Genomic DNA, 16,001 nt, shown 5'->3' with positions numbered 1-16,001 from the left:
ATCTATGCGCTCTCGTCGTGGTGACGTGGGGTGATCGGGGTAGTGCTCAGAAACCCTGCGTGCTTTAGCCGAGACGAGCGAGCGTGCCCAACCGATACGATGGGTCAGGCTGGTATTGATATGCGGCCATGACACAAGCTGCCGTTGGCGCCCGAATGAAATGCACCGCCACGTGCGGCAGACCTCGCACCGGGCCCCGAAGATCGGTCAAGTCGGCGAGCACTGCTACCGCGCTGACGCAATTGAAAATCAGCCGTGCCCCGATTCGATCGACTACAGCTTGCTCGCGCGATCCTGAGACATGGGCCTGGTTGAAAAGACTTTGGAAGAAGGATCGCTACGACGCCCCAAAAGCGTGAATGTGCGCAAGCGACTGCGCGCTGCCGAGCGGCTTCTCGAGGCAGATGTTTGCGCCACTCTTCAGCCCCGCGGCGATCACTTGGTGCGACGTGCGCGACGTCACGCACAGGACAACCGGGATCACGGATCCATATCTGCACAGACAGCGCAATGTATCGTATCGGAGCGCATCCGGCGCCACCCAATCGAGCATCACCAGATCGACCGGCACCTGGTTGAGCAGCCCGTGCAATGTTTTGTCGCATAGCGCGCCAAAACAGAGATGCCCAGCGGATGACAGGATTTCGAGCGCACAGTCAAGTGCCGTGGCATCTGATTCTAGGATGGCGATTCTCATGTGAACAGGTGCGCTTGCGGAGTGCAGCGACGAGAGTGGTCGGTGGTGAGCAGGTCGGCGAATTGATAGGCAATGCCTGTATGGGCGAATGCACTTCGACGGCCGAGTCTACGCGAAAGCACTCGACAAAATTGTCAAGAAATGTCAGAAGCAAGAAAGGGGGCAGTGATGCGTCGCGCTGGTTTGCGCGACAGTCAATCGTCATTGTTCGACACCCTCGACCTTTTACCGAGCCGTAGTGTCGACAGCGCACCGCACGCATCACCCCATCGCATCCTAGAACCGTCGTTTGAAGCCCGGACGTGGATTTTCTATAATTAGGGCACGATCGACCCTTGGTCACGATGCTGTTGAAGTCATTTCGCCACCGCCATTTGTACGAATTCCGTGGCCCGGTCATGCCACGCTCTGCACCTGTAATGGCCAAAGCCGATCCGCCATGCTTAAAGCGTTCTGCATCCGCCCCTCATAGCCGCCCGGGAAGTCCGATCGCGCGATCCCTTCGCGAGGACACTTCTCGCGCCTTTAATAGTCGGAAAATAAATCGTCGCCTGACTGTTCCCTAGCTGGCCTGACTGATTCCACCGTCATAAATCTCTATGAGATCACCACACCGACGACGAATGTCGCGATACCCAAAGGCAATGCCAAGGCCGCGCATAGCGCCATTCGTTGCAACAAGCTGGCCTTGGCGATCTCCCTTGTGTCACGCGCACGATACGGCTGAAACTCAAGAAAGACGAGTCGCTGGCTATGTCGCGTACCGACCGATATGGAGGAATGGAAACTGAAAATCAGATAAACAATGATCCAGACAAAACAAAGTCTCGAGAGAACCGAAAGAGCGATTACCATGCGAATCTGCGTCCTGTGTACCGTCCGGCAGTACGAACGGAATTTAATCTGGATTTGTAGAGTTTATGTTTCGACGCAGAATGTTGATCGCCAATGTTGTGGCGTTATCCGCCGAGGAGACGAGCTAGGCAGGCAAGATAGATCTCGGCTACGGCTGGAGATCGGCGGCCGAGGCGCCAGTAGACAGCTATCGCGCAGTTGCTCGCCGCGCTGCCGACGATCAAATGAACCAGTACTTGGAAAAGCGCTGTGCAGAGGGCCATAGGAAGCGCGCGCAGACGCCGGGTGAGTACCGTTCGATCAAAGATTGAAAGGGCGCGTGGTGTCCGTAGGGGATCCCAGACACCAGCAGAAGTGAGGCAGCAGCAACAGTGTGCGCTTCTTCAAACACGCGAGCAGCACCAATGAGAGCGCCACTCGCGAGACCCAGAGCTATGCCGATGGAGACGTGCCCGGTACGGCGGAGAAACAACGCGATGTAAGTCGCCCATACCGCTGACGAGAGCATTGTGCGCCCGCTAAACAACGCGGAATCCTATTTCGCTAGTCTCAATGCCGCAGCCGGCGTACAGGATCTTCGTTGCTCCGACGATCGCCATCCCCGCAGACAGAAGAAACGGCCAGCAGGCTGCCGCGTGTCGATTCGATGAGGCGATCCAAATTGCGCAGGCCAGTGCCAGCGGAAGAGTAACGGCAGCGTCGCCGAAGTTGCTGACCGCATTCCACATTTCGTGCACATGTCCGATTGAATGTGTCACAGATTAGCAGATGGCGCGATGTTCGATTAATGCAAACTCGCCGTATCAAACTCGATCGACCTGACCGGCAATCGCCCGCTTAGCGGTAGAAATGGAGTTTCCACACACTCTGGACCAGTTTCGGACTTGAAACAGCGACGAGTGCTGCCGCGACGCGTTCGGGCGTAGATGGAGGATACTTGCGTAGCAGCAAGCCAACGCATCCAGCCAGGACTCTGCACATGAAGACACTTTCTCTACTGACTCTTTGCGCTGCGTTGTTCTCGTTCGGCGGCGCGGCGTATGCGCAAGTCGACCAATCGGAGCCTCAGCTTCTGATCAAGACCGCGACGCAACAGGTACTCGACGAGGTGCGCGCCCGAGCGATCGCGCCAGACGATATTCCCCGCATCATGGATATCGTAAACCGGGACATTCTTCCCTACACCGATTTTCGCCGCACCACGTCACTGGCGATGGGCCGTTACTGGCGGACGACTACGCCCGCGCAGCAGCAGCAACTCGTCGAACAGTTCAAGATGCTCCTGATTCACACATATTCGGGTGCTATCGGTCAGCTCCGTCCAGACCAGCGGATCGACTACCCGCCGATACACATCGCTCCAACCGATACGGACGTGGTGGTGCGCACGATTGCAACCAGGAACGGTGAACCAGCAGAGATCGATTACCGGCTGTACCGCACGCCGCAGGGCTGGCGGTTGTATGACCTGAATGTACTCGGCGTCTGGCTAATCCAGACATTTCGGCAGCAGTTCAGTGACAAGATCCAGGAAAGCGGCGTTGATGGTTTGATCAAGTTTCTCGCTGAGCGCAACCAGCAGCTCGCTTCGGGCAAGCAATAAGTGACCGCTGGGTATGATGGCGACGGACGCTTACAGCAGAATGTCGGTCGCGCAATGGACGTTTCGCGGACGTGCCCGAAAGTGGCTTGAGCGGCGCCCGCGAGAGTATGGAGCCGGCGGAAATTCCCGCGGGCGGTGTCCGTATAAGGGTGTGTGAAAGCCCACGTCAAGCGGGCCGATCGAAAAACTCGACCTTCAGATCGCGCTGTGTTGGCTTGGTGACGACTCGGGAAGGGTGAAGCGACACCGGGCCAATATCGAGCAGAGCACGGCCTTCACTCAGCCATGCAAGTGCTTTCCCCGGCAAAGGCGTCGCCGTTGAGAACATAACATTCTTGTTCTCAAGGCGCGCCAGTGCAGTCAAAGGATGCGGTTGGACTCAAACATTAATGTCCTTCTTCTTCCACTGTCAAATTGTTCTTGACCGACGTAACTCCAGGAACACTCTCAGCAACTTTCCCTGCGAGATCTATCTGCGCCTGATCTGGAACCATTCCTACAAGCGTAATCTTGCCGCTACGAGCGATGGCGTGAAGATCAGGCGTCTCCAAGCCCTTTTGCTTGTACAGCGCCGTCTGAACTCGCTTCGCCAACTCCCTATTTGCTGCTCTAATCGACGAACGAGAGGGAGCTGTTGCTGAGGTTGCCGCAGCCGTCTCTTGTGCATTAACAACGGGCACGATCGCAACAATGGCGCTGACGGCGATCGCTGTGGCAACGTAGGTCTTCATGGATTTCATCTCTTCTCCTTCAGGTGGGTAGCAAAACTGGGTGGGAGAGACTCGAAAAGGTCGCTGGTCAATCAAAGTGCGGCGAAATATGAGCACCCCGACGTTGATGACCAGCGGCCACGACGTTCGGCAATTGAATTGTAGACTTTTCCTCGTCGGATGCGCACTTCAAGCGCGTCTAGAACCGCTGGAGAGTCCTTTCCGCCGGACCTTCGACTAGTGGGTCAGGGCCAACCCTTTGTGTGAATGAGGGTAAGGGAACCCGATGACTCGTCGTTCGGCGTGCCTAGGCGCACGGCCGCTGTCAATTGGAGGCCGCCGTTGACTTCGGACGGACTCGAAGGGCCGTTGAGGGTCGCCTCCGGTCCTTGGCGTTTTCGGAGTCTGGTTTTCGATTCACAACGCCCGACAGGGGACTCGCATAAAATGAACTAGTCCGTTGCAATACACCCAAACGCAATCCCCAGGCATACAAATCCAGATGACTCGGGCCTTTGCAATCTGGGATGCCATCCGATTTCGTTCGCCATCGTTTCTCTCCAGTCGGGGCACAACGTCCTTATGTCGAGAATGACCGCCAATGCGATGAGCCGCCGGCACCTGCTGACGCTGATCGGCAAGAACCTCGGCGCGGCCGCCATGATGCAAGGCATGGGCACGCTTGGGTTCGCCGCTACCTCGACCTACGCCGGACCGATCAGACTCGACGGCGCACCCAAAGGAACGCGAATTCTCGTGCTCGGTGCGGGCATGGCTGGCCTCGTCGCGGCCTTTGAGTTGAGGAACGCGGGCTACCACGTGCAGGTGCTCGAATACAACAACCGCGCAGGTGGTCGGGCCTGGACTGTCAGGGGCGGTGATCGTTATACCGAACTCGGCGGTGCCACCCAGTCCTGCGATTTCGCCGACGGGCTTTATCTGAACCCAGGGCCGTGGCGCATTCCGTATCACCACCAGGGCGTACTCGATTATGCAAAACGTCTGAAGGTGTCGCTCGAGCCGTTCATCCAGGTCAATTACAACGCATACCTGCATTCTACGGAGGCTTTCGATGGCAAGCCGCAACGATTCCGGGCGGTGCAGACCGACTATCAAGGCTATATCGCCGAGCTGCTTTCCAAAGCAATCCGCAAGGACGCGCTCGATGATGCGTTGTCAGTCGAAGATGCGCATCTGCTACTCGAATCCCTGCGCCAATGGGGCGTGCTCGATCGGGATGGGAGCTACCAGGCGGGCCGGCGAAGCAGTGAACGCCGCGGATTCGCGACCGCGGATGGCGGCGGGCTGATGCCCGAGGCGGTGCCGTCGAATCTGCTCCCACGCGACCCCTTGCTTGCATCGCGTTTGTGGCAATGGCTCTCGTCTGGAAACGAACTGGACTACCAGAGTGCCATTTTCCAGCCCGTCGGCGGCATGGACAGGATTGCCCATGCGCTTTATTCGCAGGTCGCGAGCGCTGTAGTGTTCAACGCAAGAGTCACGGCCATCTTGCAGGACGAGCACGGCGTCACTGTGCGCTATACCGACACGACCACCCGGACCGAACGGAACGCGCGCGCGGATTGGCTGGTGTGCACCATCCCGCTCTCGATTCTGAGTCAGATCGACACTGCGGTCGGCCCGGCCATGCGCGCCGCGATCGATGCGGTGCCCTACGAGACATCGGTGAAAATCGGGTTGCAATTCGGCCGGCGATTCTGGGAAGAAGACGAGCAGATCTACGGCGGCATCACGCATACCGACCTGCCGATCTCGACGATCGGCTATCCGGCAACAGGTTACGGATCGACCGGTCCTGCGGTGCTGCTCGGCGCCTACATGTGGGGGCCCGCCAGCTATGAGATGGGTGCGCTGCCCCCTGCCGAACGGATCGCGGTGGCATTGAGCCAGGGCAGCCAGATTCATCCGCAGTACGCGCGCGAGTACCAGAACGGCTTCGCGATGAGCTGGAGCCGATCGCCGTTCACGAATGGCTGCTTCGCCGCATGGACTGATGCGTTGAGAGAAGCGCATTACGCGAATCTCTGTCAGATCGACGGACGGATCGTCCTTGCCGGAGAGCACGCTTCCCATATCCCGGCATGGCAGGAAGGCGCCGTGCTGTCGTCGCTGGATGCGATCACCCGGTTGCATCGGAGAATCGTCAATGGATAGCCCGACGCTGATCCTCAGCGCGATGCTGATTTCCTTGCTGATGGGAGCCGCGACGGTGTCGGCTCCGGCCGTGGCACAGGACGCACCACGCACCTTCACGATTTCGCCGGACTACCGCTTCACCGAAGAAAACGGTGAAGCGCTTTACAACGCTACCTGCGCGGGATGCCATATGCCGGATGGAAAAGGCGCCCAGGGCGCGGGTCACTACCCGGCCCTTGCTGACAACCCGGCAGTCGAAGCAGCACCCTACGTCATCCTCAACGTACTGCACGGCCGGAAGGCGATGCCATCCTTTGGCGACGAAATGGATGACGATCAGGTCGCTGCTGTCGTCAACTACACGAGAACCCATTTCGGCAATCGATTTACCGGAGATGTCACGCCGAGCCAGGTTAGAAGTCTGCGCTGAGTTCACGTGGCATGGCTGTCGATGCGCAGCCTCTTTCCTGCGCCATCCTCCAGCCGGCTGCCAAAAAAGTGTCTGACGATATGCGCGGAAGCGCACAGAGTCATCCGAATCGAACCCATACTCTGTTCGGTGCAGCACACAGATCTCCGCCGGACATCCGAGAGCCGTATTTCTGCATGTCCTTCACAAGCCCCAGCTCTACGAGCAATGGGGGAATGATCGCTCACGACACCAGGTCGACATTGGGGCCCCGCGCTACACCGCGGAAAGCAACTTCACGCAATCAGGTGCCACCGATGCGTCTTCGAGCCATCAAATATGCCTTGATTCTTGCCTGCGGGTGCATGGCTGTTGCGAATGTACTTGCCGCCGATGCTGCCGGCGTCGTGAAGACCCTTAAGGGCACGGTGCAGATCGAACGGGCTGGAGGGAGTTCGGGTGCGGCCATCGGCAGCGAGGTTTACGGCAGCGATCGCATAGTGACGGGCCCGGAATCTTCCGTCGGTATCACGCTGCGTGACGCCACCCAACTCTCTGCCGGCGCCAATACCATCCTTGAGCTCAACAAATTCGCGTTCAACACCACGACCCATGACGGAGTGCTCGACGCCTCCATCAAACGCGGTTCCCTGGCCGTGATTTCCGGGAAGTTGGCGAAGGCGAATCCGGATGCGGTCCGCTTCAGCACGCCGACTACCACGCTGGGCGTGCGCGGCACCGAATTCATCATCGAAGTCGGCGATAAATAAAAGGGAGAGGCACGTTGAAGGCTGCAATTCGACATCACGGGCTAGCCTTTGCCGCGGCATGCACCCTGCTGCCGTTCCTCGCCGGGTGCAGCACGCCGGACAAAATCATTCTATTGCCGGATCCCGATGGCAAAGTCGGAGCGGTCATTGTCCACAGCGCCACAGGAGAGCAGAAAATAGACAAGGCCTACGCCGGGGTCGACGTCACCAAGGGCGGCGCCATCGAAAAAACGATGGATAGCCAATCCACTGTGGAGACACGATATGGCGAGCTACTTGCGGCCCGGCCGCCTCGCCCCATGGCATTCACGATCTTTTTTCTCTTTGATTCCGCCACCGAATTGGCCCCTGAGTCGTCGGCCACGGTTAAACAGCTCAAAGCCGTCCTGGCGACGTGGCCCGCGCCGCAGCTCGTGGTGGTCGGTCATACTGATCTGGCGGGCTCTCAGGAATTCAATGACCAACTCTCCATGCAGCGGGCGAAGACGGTTGCAGCGTTCCTGATCAAGCAAGGCATTCCTGCCCGGCAAATAGAGACCGCGGCCCGGGGCAAGCGCGAGCCACTGGTGCCCACGGCAGATGGTGTTCCCAATCGCATGAACCGGCGCGCAGTCATCACAATCCAATGATCCGCGCCAGTCATCGGCGCTGAATGGCCTTTCCGCCGATGAAACGTTATTTCGACCCATGGCACGCCCGGATCAGGAATCTGCTGAAGGTCGCCCAGGGGCGTCCGGTGGCACTGGTGGTGTTGTTCGGCCTGAGCCTGCTCAACCTGTGCAGCGAATGGCCGAGCGACATAGCACGTCCAGCTTTCGTAGACACGCTCGATGAGACGCTTCCCGACTCCTTTAAAACAGCCCGGCAAATTCTGTTCGACCAGTATCAACGTCACTACCCACGGATTCCGACGGCTCAGCCGGTGACCATTGTCGAGATTGATGAGGAGACGCTCGCAACCGCCGGTCAATGGCCCTGGCCGCGCAATCGACTCGCGAGCCTGATCGATGCCATCGCGGCACTGAAACCGCTGGCGATCGGTCTCGACATTTACATGCCGGAGCCCGATCAGACTTCTCCCGACAAGGTGGCTGGCAATCTGCCAGAAACGGCTGCGGCGCTGGCCGCCGGCTTGCGGACCCTGCCCAGTCACGAAGCCATTCTCGCGAGATCGTTGCGCGCAGCGCCGACCATACTGGGTGCCGCGGCGCTCGATCATGCTGCCTTCGGCACCCGCACCGATCTGCGAAGCGCGCCGATCCGCGTTCATGGCACCGACCCGCTGGGCTACGTGCAGCGTTTCAATTATGTTCTCGGCAGCCTGCCGGAACTGCAGGCTGCGGCCCACGGACAGGCGATGCTGAGCGTAGCGCTCGAACAAGGCGTAGTCCGGCATATTCCGCTCGTCACGGGGTTGAGGGAGAAACTAGTCCCCGGTCTGCCGATGGAAATGCTCCGCCTCGCCACGGATTCATCGGCGATTGACGTCTTTGCGGATACATCGGGCGTAGAAGCGGTGGGCGTCGCCGATGTGCTGGTGCCCACGCAGCCCGGAGGGGACATCTGGTTGCATTTCGCGTCTATTCGGTCGACGCTGAGCCGCTACGTGTCGGCACGCGACGTCATGCAGGGATTAGTCGATCCGGAACGGATCCGGGACAAACTGGTGCTGGTCGGACTGACCGGTGCCGGCGTGACTGACATGCGCACGACGGCGCTGGGGGAACTGGTGCCGGGTATCGAGATTCAGGCGCAGGTCATCGAGACGATTGTCGAGGGACGGTTTCTGCGCCGCCCCACCTGGCTGAAATGGGCAGAATGCGCCTTCATCATGACGTTCGGGCTGCTGATCATCTGGTATGTGCCTCGCCCCCGATCCCGGTTCGCGGCGCTCATCAGAGCCGTACCCAAGGGCGTCGCCGCTCTGGGTATAGGCCTGCATCTGCTGAATCTTCTGTGCTGCTTCTTTATTTTCGTGCGCTTCGGACTGCTCGTCGATGCGGCCTCGATTTTCATTATCCTGTCCGCGGTCATGGGCTGCTTCCTGTCACCCGCGTTACTCCGCCTCGATGAACAACCATGAGTGTCATGGCAGAAGGCAGCTTCCTGCATCGGCGAACTCACACTCATCGACCCGGATCGGCCCCTCGTCTTTCGCACGAGAACCGTCCGCAATCGAGTGCAGAACGGACGTCCGCTGAGTATTCGACGAGTCAGTTGAAACGCAGGCCCAGTACGCTCTAGCGCTTTCTACTGGGGAGACGGCGGATTCAAAAGCTTACTCAACGGCTTCAGTGGGCCGATTGGGAGCAGCGAGAATGTCATTAAGTGCGCTTTCCCCAAGGGAAGTGCCTCAAGCATTTCATGCGCTTGACTGACGTCCGTAACGTTCAGGATGAACGCCACCCCAGCCCGGTCCTGCAGTGAATACCACTGGTCAATCTTGCCCTCGAGGTAGAGTTGCGCCGTATCGCGAACTTCGGTCGGAAGAATGCGTTGGACAAGTTGCATGTCCGTGCCCGGTGGAAAGGTGCCAATCGCCAATATCTTCGTGGTTGGCGTGGTTGGCATCGGAGTGGTTTGCGCCATGGAAACTCCAGCAGAAGCGACCAGCACAAAGGCTGTTGTCAAATTAAGAAGAAGGCGTTTCATGCAACGTCCAGCACCGACATGTCGGCGGAGATTCCGGCCAGTTGGGCAAGATCGGCGGTGGCAGCAAGCCCACGCGTGTGAAAGTTACGGCAACTCTTCAATACAAGGAGGCTCGCGCGAGGCCACACCCGATGCCGTATCCAGCGCTGCGGCTTCTGGTCCCGTCAGATAGCAATCGCGGAAGCGCTCATCGACGCGTTCCCACATCCGTTTCGAGAACAGCAGCGCTGCGTTGAGCGGGCGATGATTGATGACCACGGAATCCGTCTCGCCCTGTTCGTTCAGATGCGCGACGACCACCGTTTCGATCGGCACGCCCTCGATCTGCGACCGATAGGATTCCATGTACAAACCGTTGCCGATCTCGCCCTTGTAGCTGTGATGCTGGAATTCGTAGAGCGAAATCGCGTGTTTGATCACGGAGAGAATATCGGCTCGTCCCTCGATCGGACGCTTCAGGACGGTGGCTTCGAGCGTCGCGCTTTCGGCGAGCCTCGCCAGCCAGAGCGGCGGACCGCCTGCGGGCGTCAGCACGGGGGCTGTGTCGTTGAATTTCATGCTGGGGCTCCAGTTACGGTTTGCTCGTCATGCCTGCGCTAGCGGCATCGAGCGCTGCTTCGAGCGTGACGCGCGCCTTTTCGAGGCGGCGTCGCGCGAGGCGTCCAACGCCCGCGCCGCGCTCAGACTCGCCCGCCAGCAGCGCATGAATATCGGGCAGCATCCAGATCGCGCCGCGCGTCCCCCAGGCGCCATCCGGAATCTCGGTCGGGAAGACCCAGACACGCGGCGCGACGTCATCGAACGGCCGGTTCTCCGCGCGCGCCACCGCTTCCGTGACGTTTCTGACGAGCGAGCGACGCGATTCGTCGGTGTATTGCCCTTCGGGTGCAGACGGAATGATCCGGTAGCGTATTGTGTTCGTGCGTTCGCCGCCGATGTAGATCGCAGCAGGCCGATGAAGATGGAACACGGTGACACGCTGTGCGATCGGATTGGCGGGATCGTACCCTTCCGCCTTGATGAGGATGTCGGTCAGTTCCTTGACGAGGCGCGCTTCGGCCTCGGGCGTCAAGGCGTCTTCGGGCCACAGTGCATCGATCATTGGCATGGTGCTGCTCCTGCTTTCAGGTCATTGGATGTGGCCATGATCGGGGTTTACTCGCGCGGCCGGAAGTGGCAGCATCGCCATTATTCAGGGAATTTCAGACACGCAATGGCCATCGTCCGCATCTGGGTCTATGACGGAATCCTCGCGTCCGGCGTCGCGGGCCCTGTTGACGTCTTCAACGCGGCCAATCAGTTCCATGCGCGCAAGGCTGCACCCGGCACGACATTCGCGCCGGTGTTTGCATGGCGCGTGGAATCTCTCGACGGACAACCCGTCACGGCTGCGTCGGGCCAGACCATTCACGTCGACGGCAAGATCGACCCGCGCAAACGGGCGGACGCCGTTCTGCTGACGGCACCGTTTTTCTCGAACATCGACGAGTTCATCGGGCGCCGCGAGCAGTTGAACGCGCTGTCTTCCGCACTGCGGCGTCAACGCAAGGCAGGTGCCGTGCTGGCGGCTTATTGCACGGCCAACTACCTGCTCGCCGAGGCGGGCCTGCTGGATGGCCGCGCCGCAACGACGCACTGGGCGAGAGCCGCGGACTTCGCGCGCCGCTATCCGCGTGTCGAAGTTCGCGCACAGGAACTGTTGATCGCGCAAGACGGCATCATCTCGGGCGGTTCCGTGACGTCGTATCTGAATCTCGCGGTGCGGCTCGTCGAAACATTCGCCGGCGAAGAACTCGCCACGATGACCGCGAAGGCGCTGTTGATCGACATGAACCGGACTTCGCAGGCTTCCTTTGCAACGCTTCTCGACGAACATGGGCATACGGACACGCTCGTCGCGCGCGCCCAACAGCAGATGGAGGCTACGTTGCAGCAGGGATTCCGGTTGAGCGATCTGGCGGCGTCGCTTGCTGTCAGCGAACGCACGCTCAATCGCCGTTTCAAGGAAGCCGTCGGGCTCGCACCGTTGGCGTATCTGCAGAATCTGCGCATCGAGGTCGCGAAAAGGTTGCTGGAAACGCGGCCAATTGGGCTTGAGGCGGTGAGTCAGCGGGTCGGTTATGGCGATATCAGCACTTTTCGGCAATTGTTCAAGCGCAAGACCGGGTTGTCGCCGAGTGAATATCAAATGCGGTTCTCGCGTGCCGCGGCGGAGAATATAGAAACCGAGTCAGGCCGCAACGGCGGCTGAGGCCTCGCGAGATCATCACGCCGCAGCCCTCGTCATTTCCCTCCCTCTTTCCCCGCACTGCCCTTTTGTATCTCAACGTATCTACACCAGATAGGGATACGCACGCTTACACACAAGCGACTTTCGGACACAAGCGGGATACGTTCATCCGCTCAAATACGCCCATCGCGAGCAAAACACCGCAACGCAAAAAACTGGGCTTACCGAGGTAGTGCATATGCAACACGAGTCGAACGGAACCGTTGAACTGGACCGCACCGCGGATGAACCGCTGAGCAGCCAGATCGCGCGCAATTGTCTGCTGACGCGCGCCCGGCAGATCTCCCGCGTCTTGACCTCCGTTTATGACGATGCGTTGCGTCCGTTCGGCATCGTGGCGCCGCAGTTCTCATTGCTCGTGCTGATCGCGGAGTTCGGGCCTATCAGCCGCTCAGATCTGGGCCGACGGAATCATCACGAGCGCTCGACGCTGACAAGGAATCTGCAGCCGCTGATCGCGCAGGGCTGGGTCGCCGAGGGCGTCCCGGCAAGCGATGGTCGAAGCCGCCCTCTCTCGCTCACGCATGAAGGCAAGGCGCTGCTCAAAACCGCCGCGAGCGCTTGGTCGGCTGCACAGAGCCACGCGACGCGCCTCCTTGGCGAAGGCTGCGCCCATGAACTCATGAATATCGCGCGCAAATTGCCGCTGCGCATGGTCTGAAATTTTTCGGTCGATGTTGCATATGCAAGATTGACCGACGCCTGGTACCCCTCCCCCCTCGTCAAGGAGTTTGTCATGAAAGTCGTCAAAGCCGCCGCCGTCCAGTTCAGCCCGGTGCTCTATAGCCGTGAAGCAACCGTCGCCAAGGTCGTGCAGAAGATCCACGAACTCGGCCAGAAAGGCGTGCAGTTCGCCACCTTCCCCGAAACGGTCGTGCCTTATTACCCTTACTTTGCGGCCGTCCAGACGGGCATCGAGCTTCTGTCGGGCACCGAACATCTGCGCCTGCTCGAACAGGCTGTGACTGTGCCGTCCGCTGCTACCGACGCGATCGGCGAAGCCGCGCGAAAGGCCGGCATGGTCGTGTCCATTGGCGTCAACGAGCGCGATGGCGGCACGCTGTACAACACACAATTGCTCTTCGATGCTGACGGTACGCTGATCCAGCGCCGCCGCAAGATCACGCCGACGCATTTCGAACGCATGATCTGGGGCCAGGGAGATGGCTCGGGCTTGCGTGCAGTTGACAGCGCAGTCGGCCGCATCGGCCAGCTCGCATGCTTCGAGCACAATAACCCGCTCGCCCGCTACGCGATGATCGCCGACGGCGAGCAGATCCACTCGGCGATGTACCCGGGCTCGGCCTTTGGTGAGGGCTTCGCCCAGCGGATGGAAATCAATATCCGCCAGCATGCGCTCGAGTCCGGCGCTTTCGTCGTCAACGCGACGGCGTGGCTGGATGCCGACCAGCAGGCGCAAATCATGGAGGACACCGGTTGTGGAATCGGTCCGATCTCGGGCGGCTGCTTCACCACGATCGTCTCTCCTGACGGCATGCTGATGGCCGAGCCGCTTCGCTCGGGTGAAGGCGAAGTCATTGTTGATCTCGACTTCACGCAAATCGACCGTCGGAAACTGCTGATGGACTCGGCCGGCCACTACAACCGCCCCGAATTGCTGAGTCTGATGATCGACCGTACGCCGACCGCGCATGTTCACGAACGCGCTTCGCACCCGATGATCGTCAACGACCAGGGTTCCGACGATCTGCGCACCCAGGCTGCATGACCTGCGAACTTCGAATTGCCCCTCTATCGAAGGAGAATTTGCTTTGAAAGCAATGATCAGGACCGGCTGCGTGAGCATCGTCGTTGCGGCGCAGATGGCGGCCGCTTCCCCAGGCTACACGCAGACGTCCGCAACAGATACGCCAGTTGCAACGCATTCGCGCAAGCAGGCGGCCGCAAAGACTGACGTCTCGGACGGGACGCTGGTGAAGTCGCTGCCCGAATTCAGAAATGGCTATGCAACCGTGAACGGCGTACGGCTGCATTATGTGGTCGGCGGCAAGGGCGAGCCGCTCGTGTTGCTGCCCGGTTGGCCCGAAACGTGGTGGACCTTCCACAAGATCATGCCGGCGCTCGCCGAGCACTACACCGTGATCGTGGTGGATCTGCGCGGCATGGGTGCGTCGTCGAAACCCGTTGACGGCTATGACAAGAAAACGATGGCCGCTGATATCCATGAACTGACGCAATCGCTTGGATACGACAAGGTTGCGATCGCGGGACACGACATCGGCTCGGCTGTGGCGTTCGCCTACGCGGAGAACTATCCGGAAGCCACCGACAAGCTGGTGATGATGGAGTTTCCGCATCCCGACGATAGCCTGCAGACTTTTCCGCTTCTACCCGCCCAAGGCGGATACGGTGACAGGCTGGGTTCGGCGCGCCCGAACCTGTGGTGGTTCGCGTTCAATCAGGTCAGAGGTTTGCCGGAGAAGCTGCTGGCAGGCCGCGTCCGGCTTGAACAGGACTGGCTCTTCCACTACTTTCTTGTGAATGAGAAAGCAGTCGACGCGCGCGACCGCGCCGTGTACGAGCACGCCTATAACAGCGCCGCCGCGATCCGCGCAGGCAACGCGTGGTATCAGGCGTTCCCTCAGGACGTCAGCGACAACAAGGATTATGGCCAGCTGCAAATGCCCGTTCTCGTGATGGGCGGTCCCGCATACAAGTGGATGAAAATGGTCGTCGGAGAAAAGGCGGTCAATATGAGCGCCGTCGACGTAGAAAACAGTGGGCACTTTATCCAGGAGGAGCAGCCCGAGCTTGTTACGAAGACAATGCTCGGCTTTCTGCAAGGCGCCCGCGAATGATGACCCGATCGTCGCGTTGATCGACGTATGCACGCGCACGTTTTCATATACACGTGTGTATATGCATACATAACTGAAGTGAAGTTTTTCCTTGAAAGGATGTGATATGACAACGAAACCTGCCCATGATCGGCCCATTCTCGTGACGGGTGCCGGAGGCGCAATTGGCGGCATTGGCCGCAACGTGACAACGTCATTGCTCGCGAAGGGCTATAAAGTGCGGGCGCTGGTCCGCAAAGAAGACGAACGCGCGGACGAGTTGCGCCGCCTTGGCGCCGAAGTCATGGTCGGCGACCTGACCGATCTCGCCTCGATGCACCGCGCAATCGAAGGCTGTTCGCGCGTCTATTTCGGCATGTCCGTCTCTGCGGCCTATCTCGAAGCAACCGTCAATTTTGCTGCCGTGGCGCGTCATCATGGCGTCGAAGCCATCGTGAACATGTCGCAGATGACGGTCACGGAAATGAGCATCACAGAGACCACCGACAGTCCCCAGCACAAGCTGCACTGGCTCGCCGAGCAGGTCTTGCAGTGGTCGGGGCTGCCCGTCGTCACGGTACGGCCCACGGCGTTTCTCGAGAGCTTCTTCCTGACGCTTGGCGCAGCCGGCGTGCGCGACAACGACGAACTCGCACTGCCGCTCGGCAATAGCAAGACTTCGCCCATTTCAGCCGTTGACGTCGCAAATGCCGTATCAGTGATTCTCGAAGACCCGGCGCCGCATATCGGCAGGATCTATAACCTGACGGGCCTCGAATCAAATGATCTCGAGCACGCCGCGCGCGTCTTTTCGGACGCGCTCGGCCGGCCCATCCGTTACCGGAATGTGCCTGTCGCGCCGCGGTCGGACAAATTGCGCGAACTCGGCATTCCCGCTCACGTCGTCGACCATCTGGCCGTGATGGCCGACCTGCACGTTCAGGGGCGGTATGACCGCATGACGAACGACCTGTTCGAACTCACGGGCCGCAAACCCATGAGCATGTATGACTTCGTGAGACTGCACATCGCAGACTTCACGCGCAACGCAACACGCTGA

17 protein-coding genes and 1 pseudogene are annotated in these 16,001 nt (G+C 59.7%); 11 read left to right on the top strand and 7 right to left on the bottom strand.

Annotation, left to right across the window (positions count from 1 at the left end; all coding sequences use genetic code 11):
• Positions 1 to 337: 337 nt before the first annotated feature.
• From P3T25_RS06530 to P3T25_RS06520, 3 genes and pseudogenes are all read right to left on the bottom strand, one after another.
• The gene (locus P3T25_RS06530; protein WP_171925588.1) at positions 338 to 697 is read right to left on the bottom strand and encodes a response regulator transcription factor; all 360 of its coding nucleotides are present in this window, start codon (positions 695 to 697) and stop codon (positions 338 to 340) included.
• A 597-nt stretch (positions 698 to 1,294) separates the two neighbouring features.
• On the bottom strand, positions 1,295 to 1,552 hold the full coding sequence (locus P3T25_RS06525) for a hypothetical protein (RefSeq protein ID WP_429357725.1): 258 nt from the start codon (positions 1,550 to 1,552) through the stop codon (positions 1,295 to 1,297).
• Positions 1,553 to 1,772: 220 nt separating this feature from the next.
• Positions 1,773 to 2,280: pseudogene (locus P3T25_RS06520) on the bottom strand (phosphatase PAP2 family protein).
• 251 nt (positions 2,281 to 2,531) lie between these two features.
• On the opposite strand from P3T25_RS06520, the gene P3T25_RS06515 reads away from it, so the two are divergent.
• Positions 2,532 to 3,155, top strand: a complete 624-nt coding sequence (locus P3T25_RS06515) for an MlaC/ttg2D family ABC transporter substrate-binding protein (RefSeq protein WP_429357724.1) — start codon at positions 2,532 to 2,534, stop codon at positions 3,153 to 3,155.
• 386 nt (positions 3,156 to 3,541) lie between these two features.
• Here P3T25_RS06515 and P3T25_RS06510 read toward each other — a convergent pair whose 3' ends face one another.
• On the bottom strand, positions 3,542 to 3,895 hold the full coding sequence (locus P3T25_RS06510) for a BON domain-containing protein (protein WP_266240874.1): 354 nt from the start codon (positions 3,893 to 3,895) through the stop codon (positions 3,542 to 3,544).
• A 552-nt stretch (positions 3,896 to 4,447) separates the two neighbouring features.
• Here P3T25_RS06510 and P3T25_RS06505 point away from each other — a divergent pair.
• From P3T25_RS06505 to P3T25_RS06485, 5 genes are all read left to right on the top strand, one after another.
• The gene (locus P3T25_RS06505) at positions 4,448 to 6,040 is read left to right on the top strand and encodes a flavin monoamine oxidase family protein (RefSeq protein ID WP_408516563.1); all 1,593 of its coding nucleotides are present in this window, start codon (positions 4,448 to 4,450) and stop codon (positions 6,038 to 6,040) included.
• Positions 6,033 to 6,452 carry a c-type cytochrome gene (locus tag P3T25_RS06500; RefSeq protein ID WP_408516562.1) on the top strand — a complete coding sequence of 140 codons (420 nt, stop codon included), beginning with the start codon at positions 6,033 to 6,035 and terminating at the stop codon, positions 6,450 to 6,452. Before P3T25_RS06505 ends, P3T25_RS06500 begins: the two co-directional genes overlap by 8 nt.
• 215 nt (positions 6,453 to 6,667) lie before the next feature.
• The gene (locus P3T25_RS06495; protein WP_408516561.1) at positions 6,668 to 7,201 is read left to right on the top strand and encodes a FecR family protein; all 534 of its coding nucleotides are present in this window, start codon (positions 6,668 to 6,670) and stop codon (positions 7,199 to 7,201) included.
• Between the two features lie 14 nt (positions 7,202 to 7,215).
• The gene (locus P3T25_RS06490) at positions 7,216 to 7,830 is read left to right on the top strand and encodes an OmpA family protein (protein WP_154558275.1); all 615 of its coding nucleotides are present in this window, start codon (positions 7,216 to 7,218) and stop codon (positions 7,828 to 7,830) included.
• A 23-nt stretch (positions 7,831 to 7,853) separates the two neighbouring features.
• Positions 7,854 to 9,284, top strand: a complete 1,431-nt coding sequence (locus tag P3T25_RS06485) for a CHASE2 domain-containing protein (RefSeq protein WP_429357723.1) — start codon at positions 7,854 to 7,856, stop codon at positions 9,282 to 9,284.
• 167 nt (positions 9,285 to 9,451) lie between these two features.
• Here the strand turns inward: P3T25_RS06485 and P3T25_RS06480 are convergent, their stop codons facing one another.
• The 3 genes from P3T25_RS06480 to P3T25_RS06470 all read right to left on the bottom strand — a co-directional run bounded on the left by P3T25_RS06480 (position 9,452) and on the right by P3T25_RS06470 (position 10,961).
• Positions 9,452 to 9,853 carry a hypothetical protein gene (locus P3T25_RS06480; protein WP_233464719.1) on the bottom strand — a complete coding sequence of 134 codons (402 nt, stop codon included), beginning with the start codon at positions 9,851 to 9,853 and terminating at the stop codon, positions 9,452 to 9,454.
• Between the two features lie 84 nt (positions 9,854 to 9,937).
• Entirely contained in the window at positions 9,938 to 10,411 is a 474-nt protein-coding gene (locus P3T25_RS06475) for a hypothetical protein (protein ID WP_154558273.1), read from the bottom strand.
• Positions 10,412 to 10,424: 13 nt separating this feature from the next.
• The gene (locus tag P3T25_RS06470; RefSeq protein ID WP_154558272.1) at positions 10,425 to 10,961 is read right to left on the bottom strand and encodes a tautomerase family protein; all 537 of its coding nucleotides are present in this window, start codon (positions 10,959 to 10,961) and stop codon (positions 10,425 to 10,427) included.
• 105 nt (positions 10,962 to 11,066) lie between these two features.
• Between P3T25_RS06470 and P3T25_RS06465 the strand changes: the two genes are divergently transcribed.
• From P3T25_RS06465 to P3T25_RS06445, 5 genes are all read left to right on the top strand, one after another.
• Positions 11,067 to 12,104, top strand: coding sequence for a GlxA family transcriptional regulator (locus P3T25_RS06465; RefSeq protein WP_408516557.1), 1,038 nt, complete (start codon positions 11,067 to 11,069; stop codon positions 12,102 to 12,104).
• Positions 12,105 to 12,321: 217 nt separating this feature from the next.
• Positions 12,322 to 12,804, top strand: coding sequence for a MarR family winged helix-turn-helix transcriptional regulator (locus P3T25_RS06460; protein ID WP_429357722.1), 483 nt, complete (start codon positions 12,322 to 12,324; stop codon positions 12,802 to 12,804).
• Between the two features lie 75 nt (positions 12,805 to 12,879).
• A complete protein-coding gene (locus P3T25_RS06455) occupies positions 12,880 to 13,872 on the top strand; it encodes a carbon-nitrogen hydrolase family protein (RefSeq protein WP_429357721.1) in 993 nt (330 codons plus the stop codon).
• 52 nt (positions 13,873 to 13,924) lie between these two features.
• A complete protein-coding gene (locus P3T25_RS06450; protein WP_429357810.1) occupies positions 13,925 to 14,962 on the top strand; it encodes an alpha/beta fold hydrolase in 1,038 nt (345 codons plus the stop codon).
• A gap of 106 nt (positions 14,963 to 15,068) precedes the next feature.
• Entirely contained in the window at positions 15,069 to 16,001 is a 933-nt protein-coding gene (locus tag P3T25_RS06445) for an NAD(P)H-binding protein (protein ID WP_429357720.1), read from the top strand.

Source organism: Paraburkholderia sp. GAS32 (assembly GCF_050434225.1).
Lineage (GTDB): Bacteria > Pseudomonadota > Gammaproteobacteria > Burkholderiales > Burkholderiaceae > Paraburkholderia > Paraburkholderia madseniana.
Note: the sequence above shows the minus strand (reverse complement) of the source record. Positions and strands in the feature narration are given on the sequence as shown.

Bases quoted from the DNA above. Each gene is read 5' to 3' on its own strand.
- P3T25_RS06530 (WP_171925588.1), bottom strand. From the start codon at position 697: ATGAGAATCGCCATCCTAGAATCAGATGCCACGGCACTTGACTGTGCG.
- P3T25_RS06525 (WP_429357725.1), bottom strand. From the start codon at position 1,552: ATGGTAATCGCTCTTTCGGTTCTCTCGAGACTTTGTTTTGTCTGGATC.
- P3T25_RS06515 (WP_429357724.1), top strand. From the start codon at position 2,532: ATGAAGACACTTTCTCTACTGACTCTTTGCGCTGCGTTGTTCTCGTTC.
- P3T25_RS06510 (WP_266240874.1), bottom strand. From the start codon at position 3,895: ATGAAATCCATGAAGACCTACGTTGCCACAGCGATCGCCGTCAGCGCC.
- P3T25_RS06505 (WP_408516563.1), top strand. From the start codon at position 4,448: ATGTCGAGAATGACCGCCAATGCGATGAGCCGCCGGCACCTGCTGACG.
- P3T25_RS06500 (WP_408516562.1), top strand. From the start codon at position 6,033: ATGGATAGCCCGACGCTGATCCTCAGCGCGATGCTGATTTCCTTGCTG.
- P3T25_RS06495 (WP_408516561.1), top strand. From the start codon at position 6,668: ATGATCGCTCACGACACCAGGTCGACATTGGGGCCCCGCGCTACACCG.
- P3T25_RS06485 (WP_429357723.1), top strand. From the start codon at position 7,854: ATGGCCTTTCCGCCGATGAAACGTTATTTCGACCCATGGCACGCCCGG.
- P3T25_RS06480 (WP_233464719.1), bottom strand. From the start codon at position 9,853: ATGAAACGCCTTCTTCTTAATTTGACAACAGCCTTTGTGCTGGTCGCT.
- P3T25_RS06475 (WP_154558273.1), bottom strand. From the start codon at position 10,411: ATGAAATTCAACGACACAGCCCCCGTGCTGACGCCCGCAGGCGGTCCG.
- P3T25_RS06470 (WP_154558272.1), bottom strand. From the start codon at position 10,961: ATGCCAATGATCGATGCACTGTGGCCCGAAGACGCCTTGACGCCCGAG.
- P3T25_RS06465 (WP_408516557.1), top strand. From the start codon at position 11,067: ATGGCCATCGTCCGCATCTGGGTCTATGACGGAATCCTCGCGTCCGGC.
- P3T25_RS06460 (WP_429357722.1), top strand. From the start codon at position 12,322: ATGCAACACGAGTCGAACGGAACCGTTGAACTGGACCGCACCGCGGAT.
- P3T25_RS06455 (WP_429357721.1), top strand. From the start codon at position 12,880: ATGAAAGTCGTCAAAGCCGCCGCCGTCCAGTTCAGCCCGGTGCTCTAT.
- P3T25_RS06450 (WP_429357810.1), top strand. From the start codon at position 13,925: ATGATCAGGACCGGCTGCGTGAGCATCGTCGTTGCGGCGCAGATGGCG.
- P3T25_RS06445 (WP_429357720.1), top strand. From the start codon at position 15,069: ATGACAACGAAACCTGCCCATGATCGGCCCATTCTCGTGACGGGTGCC.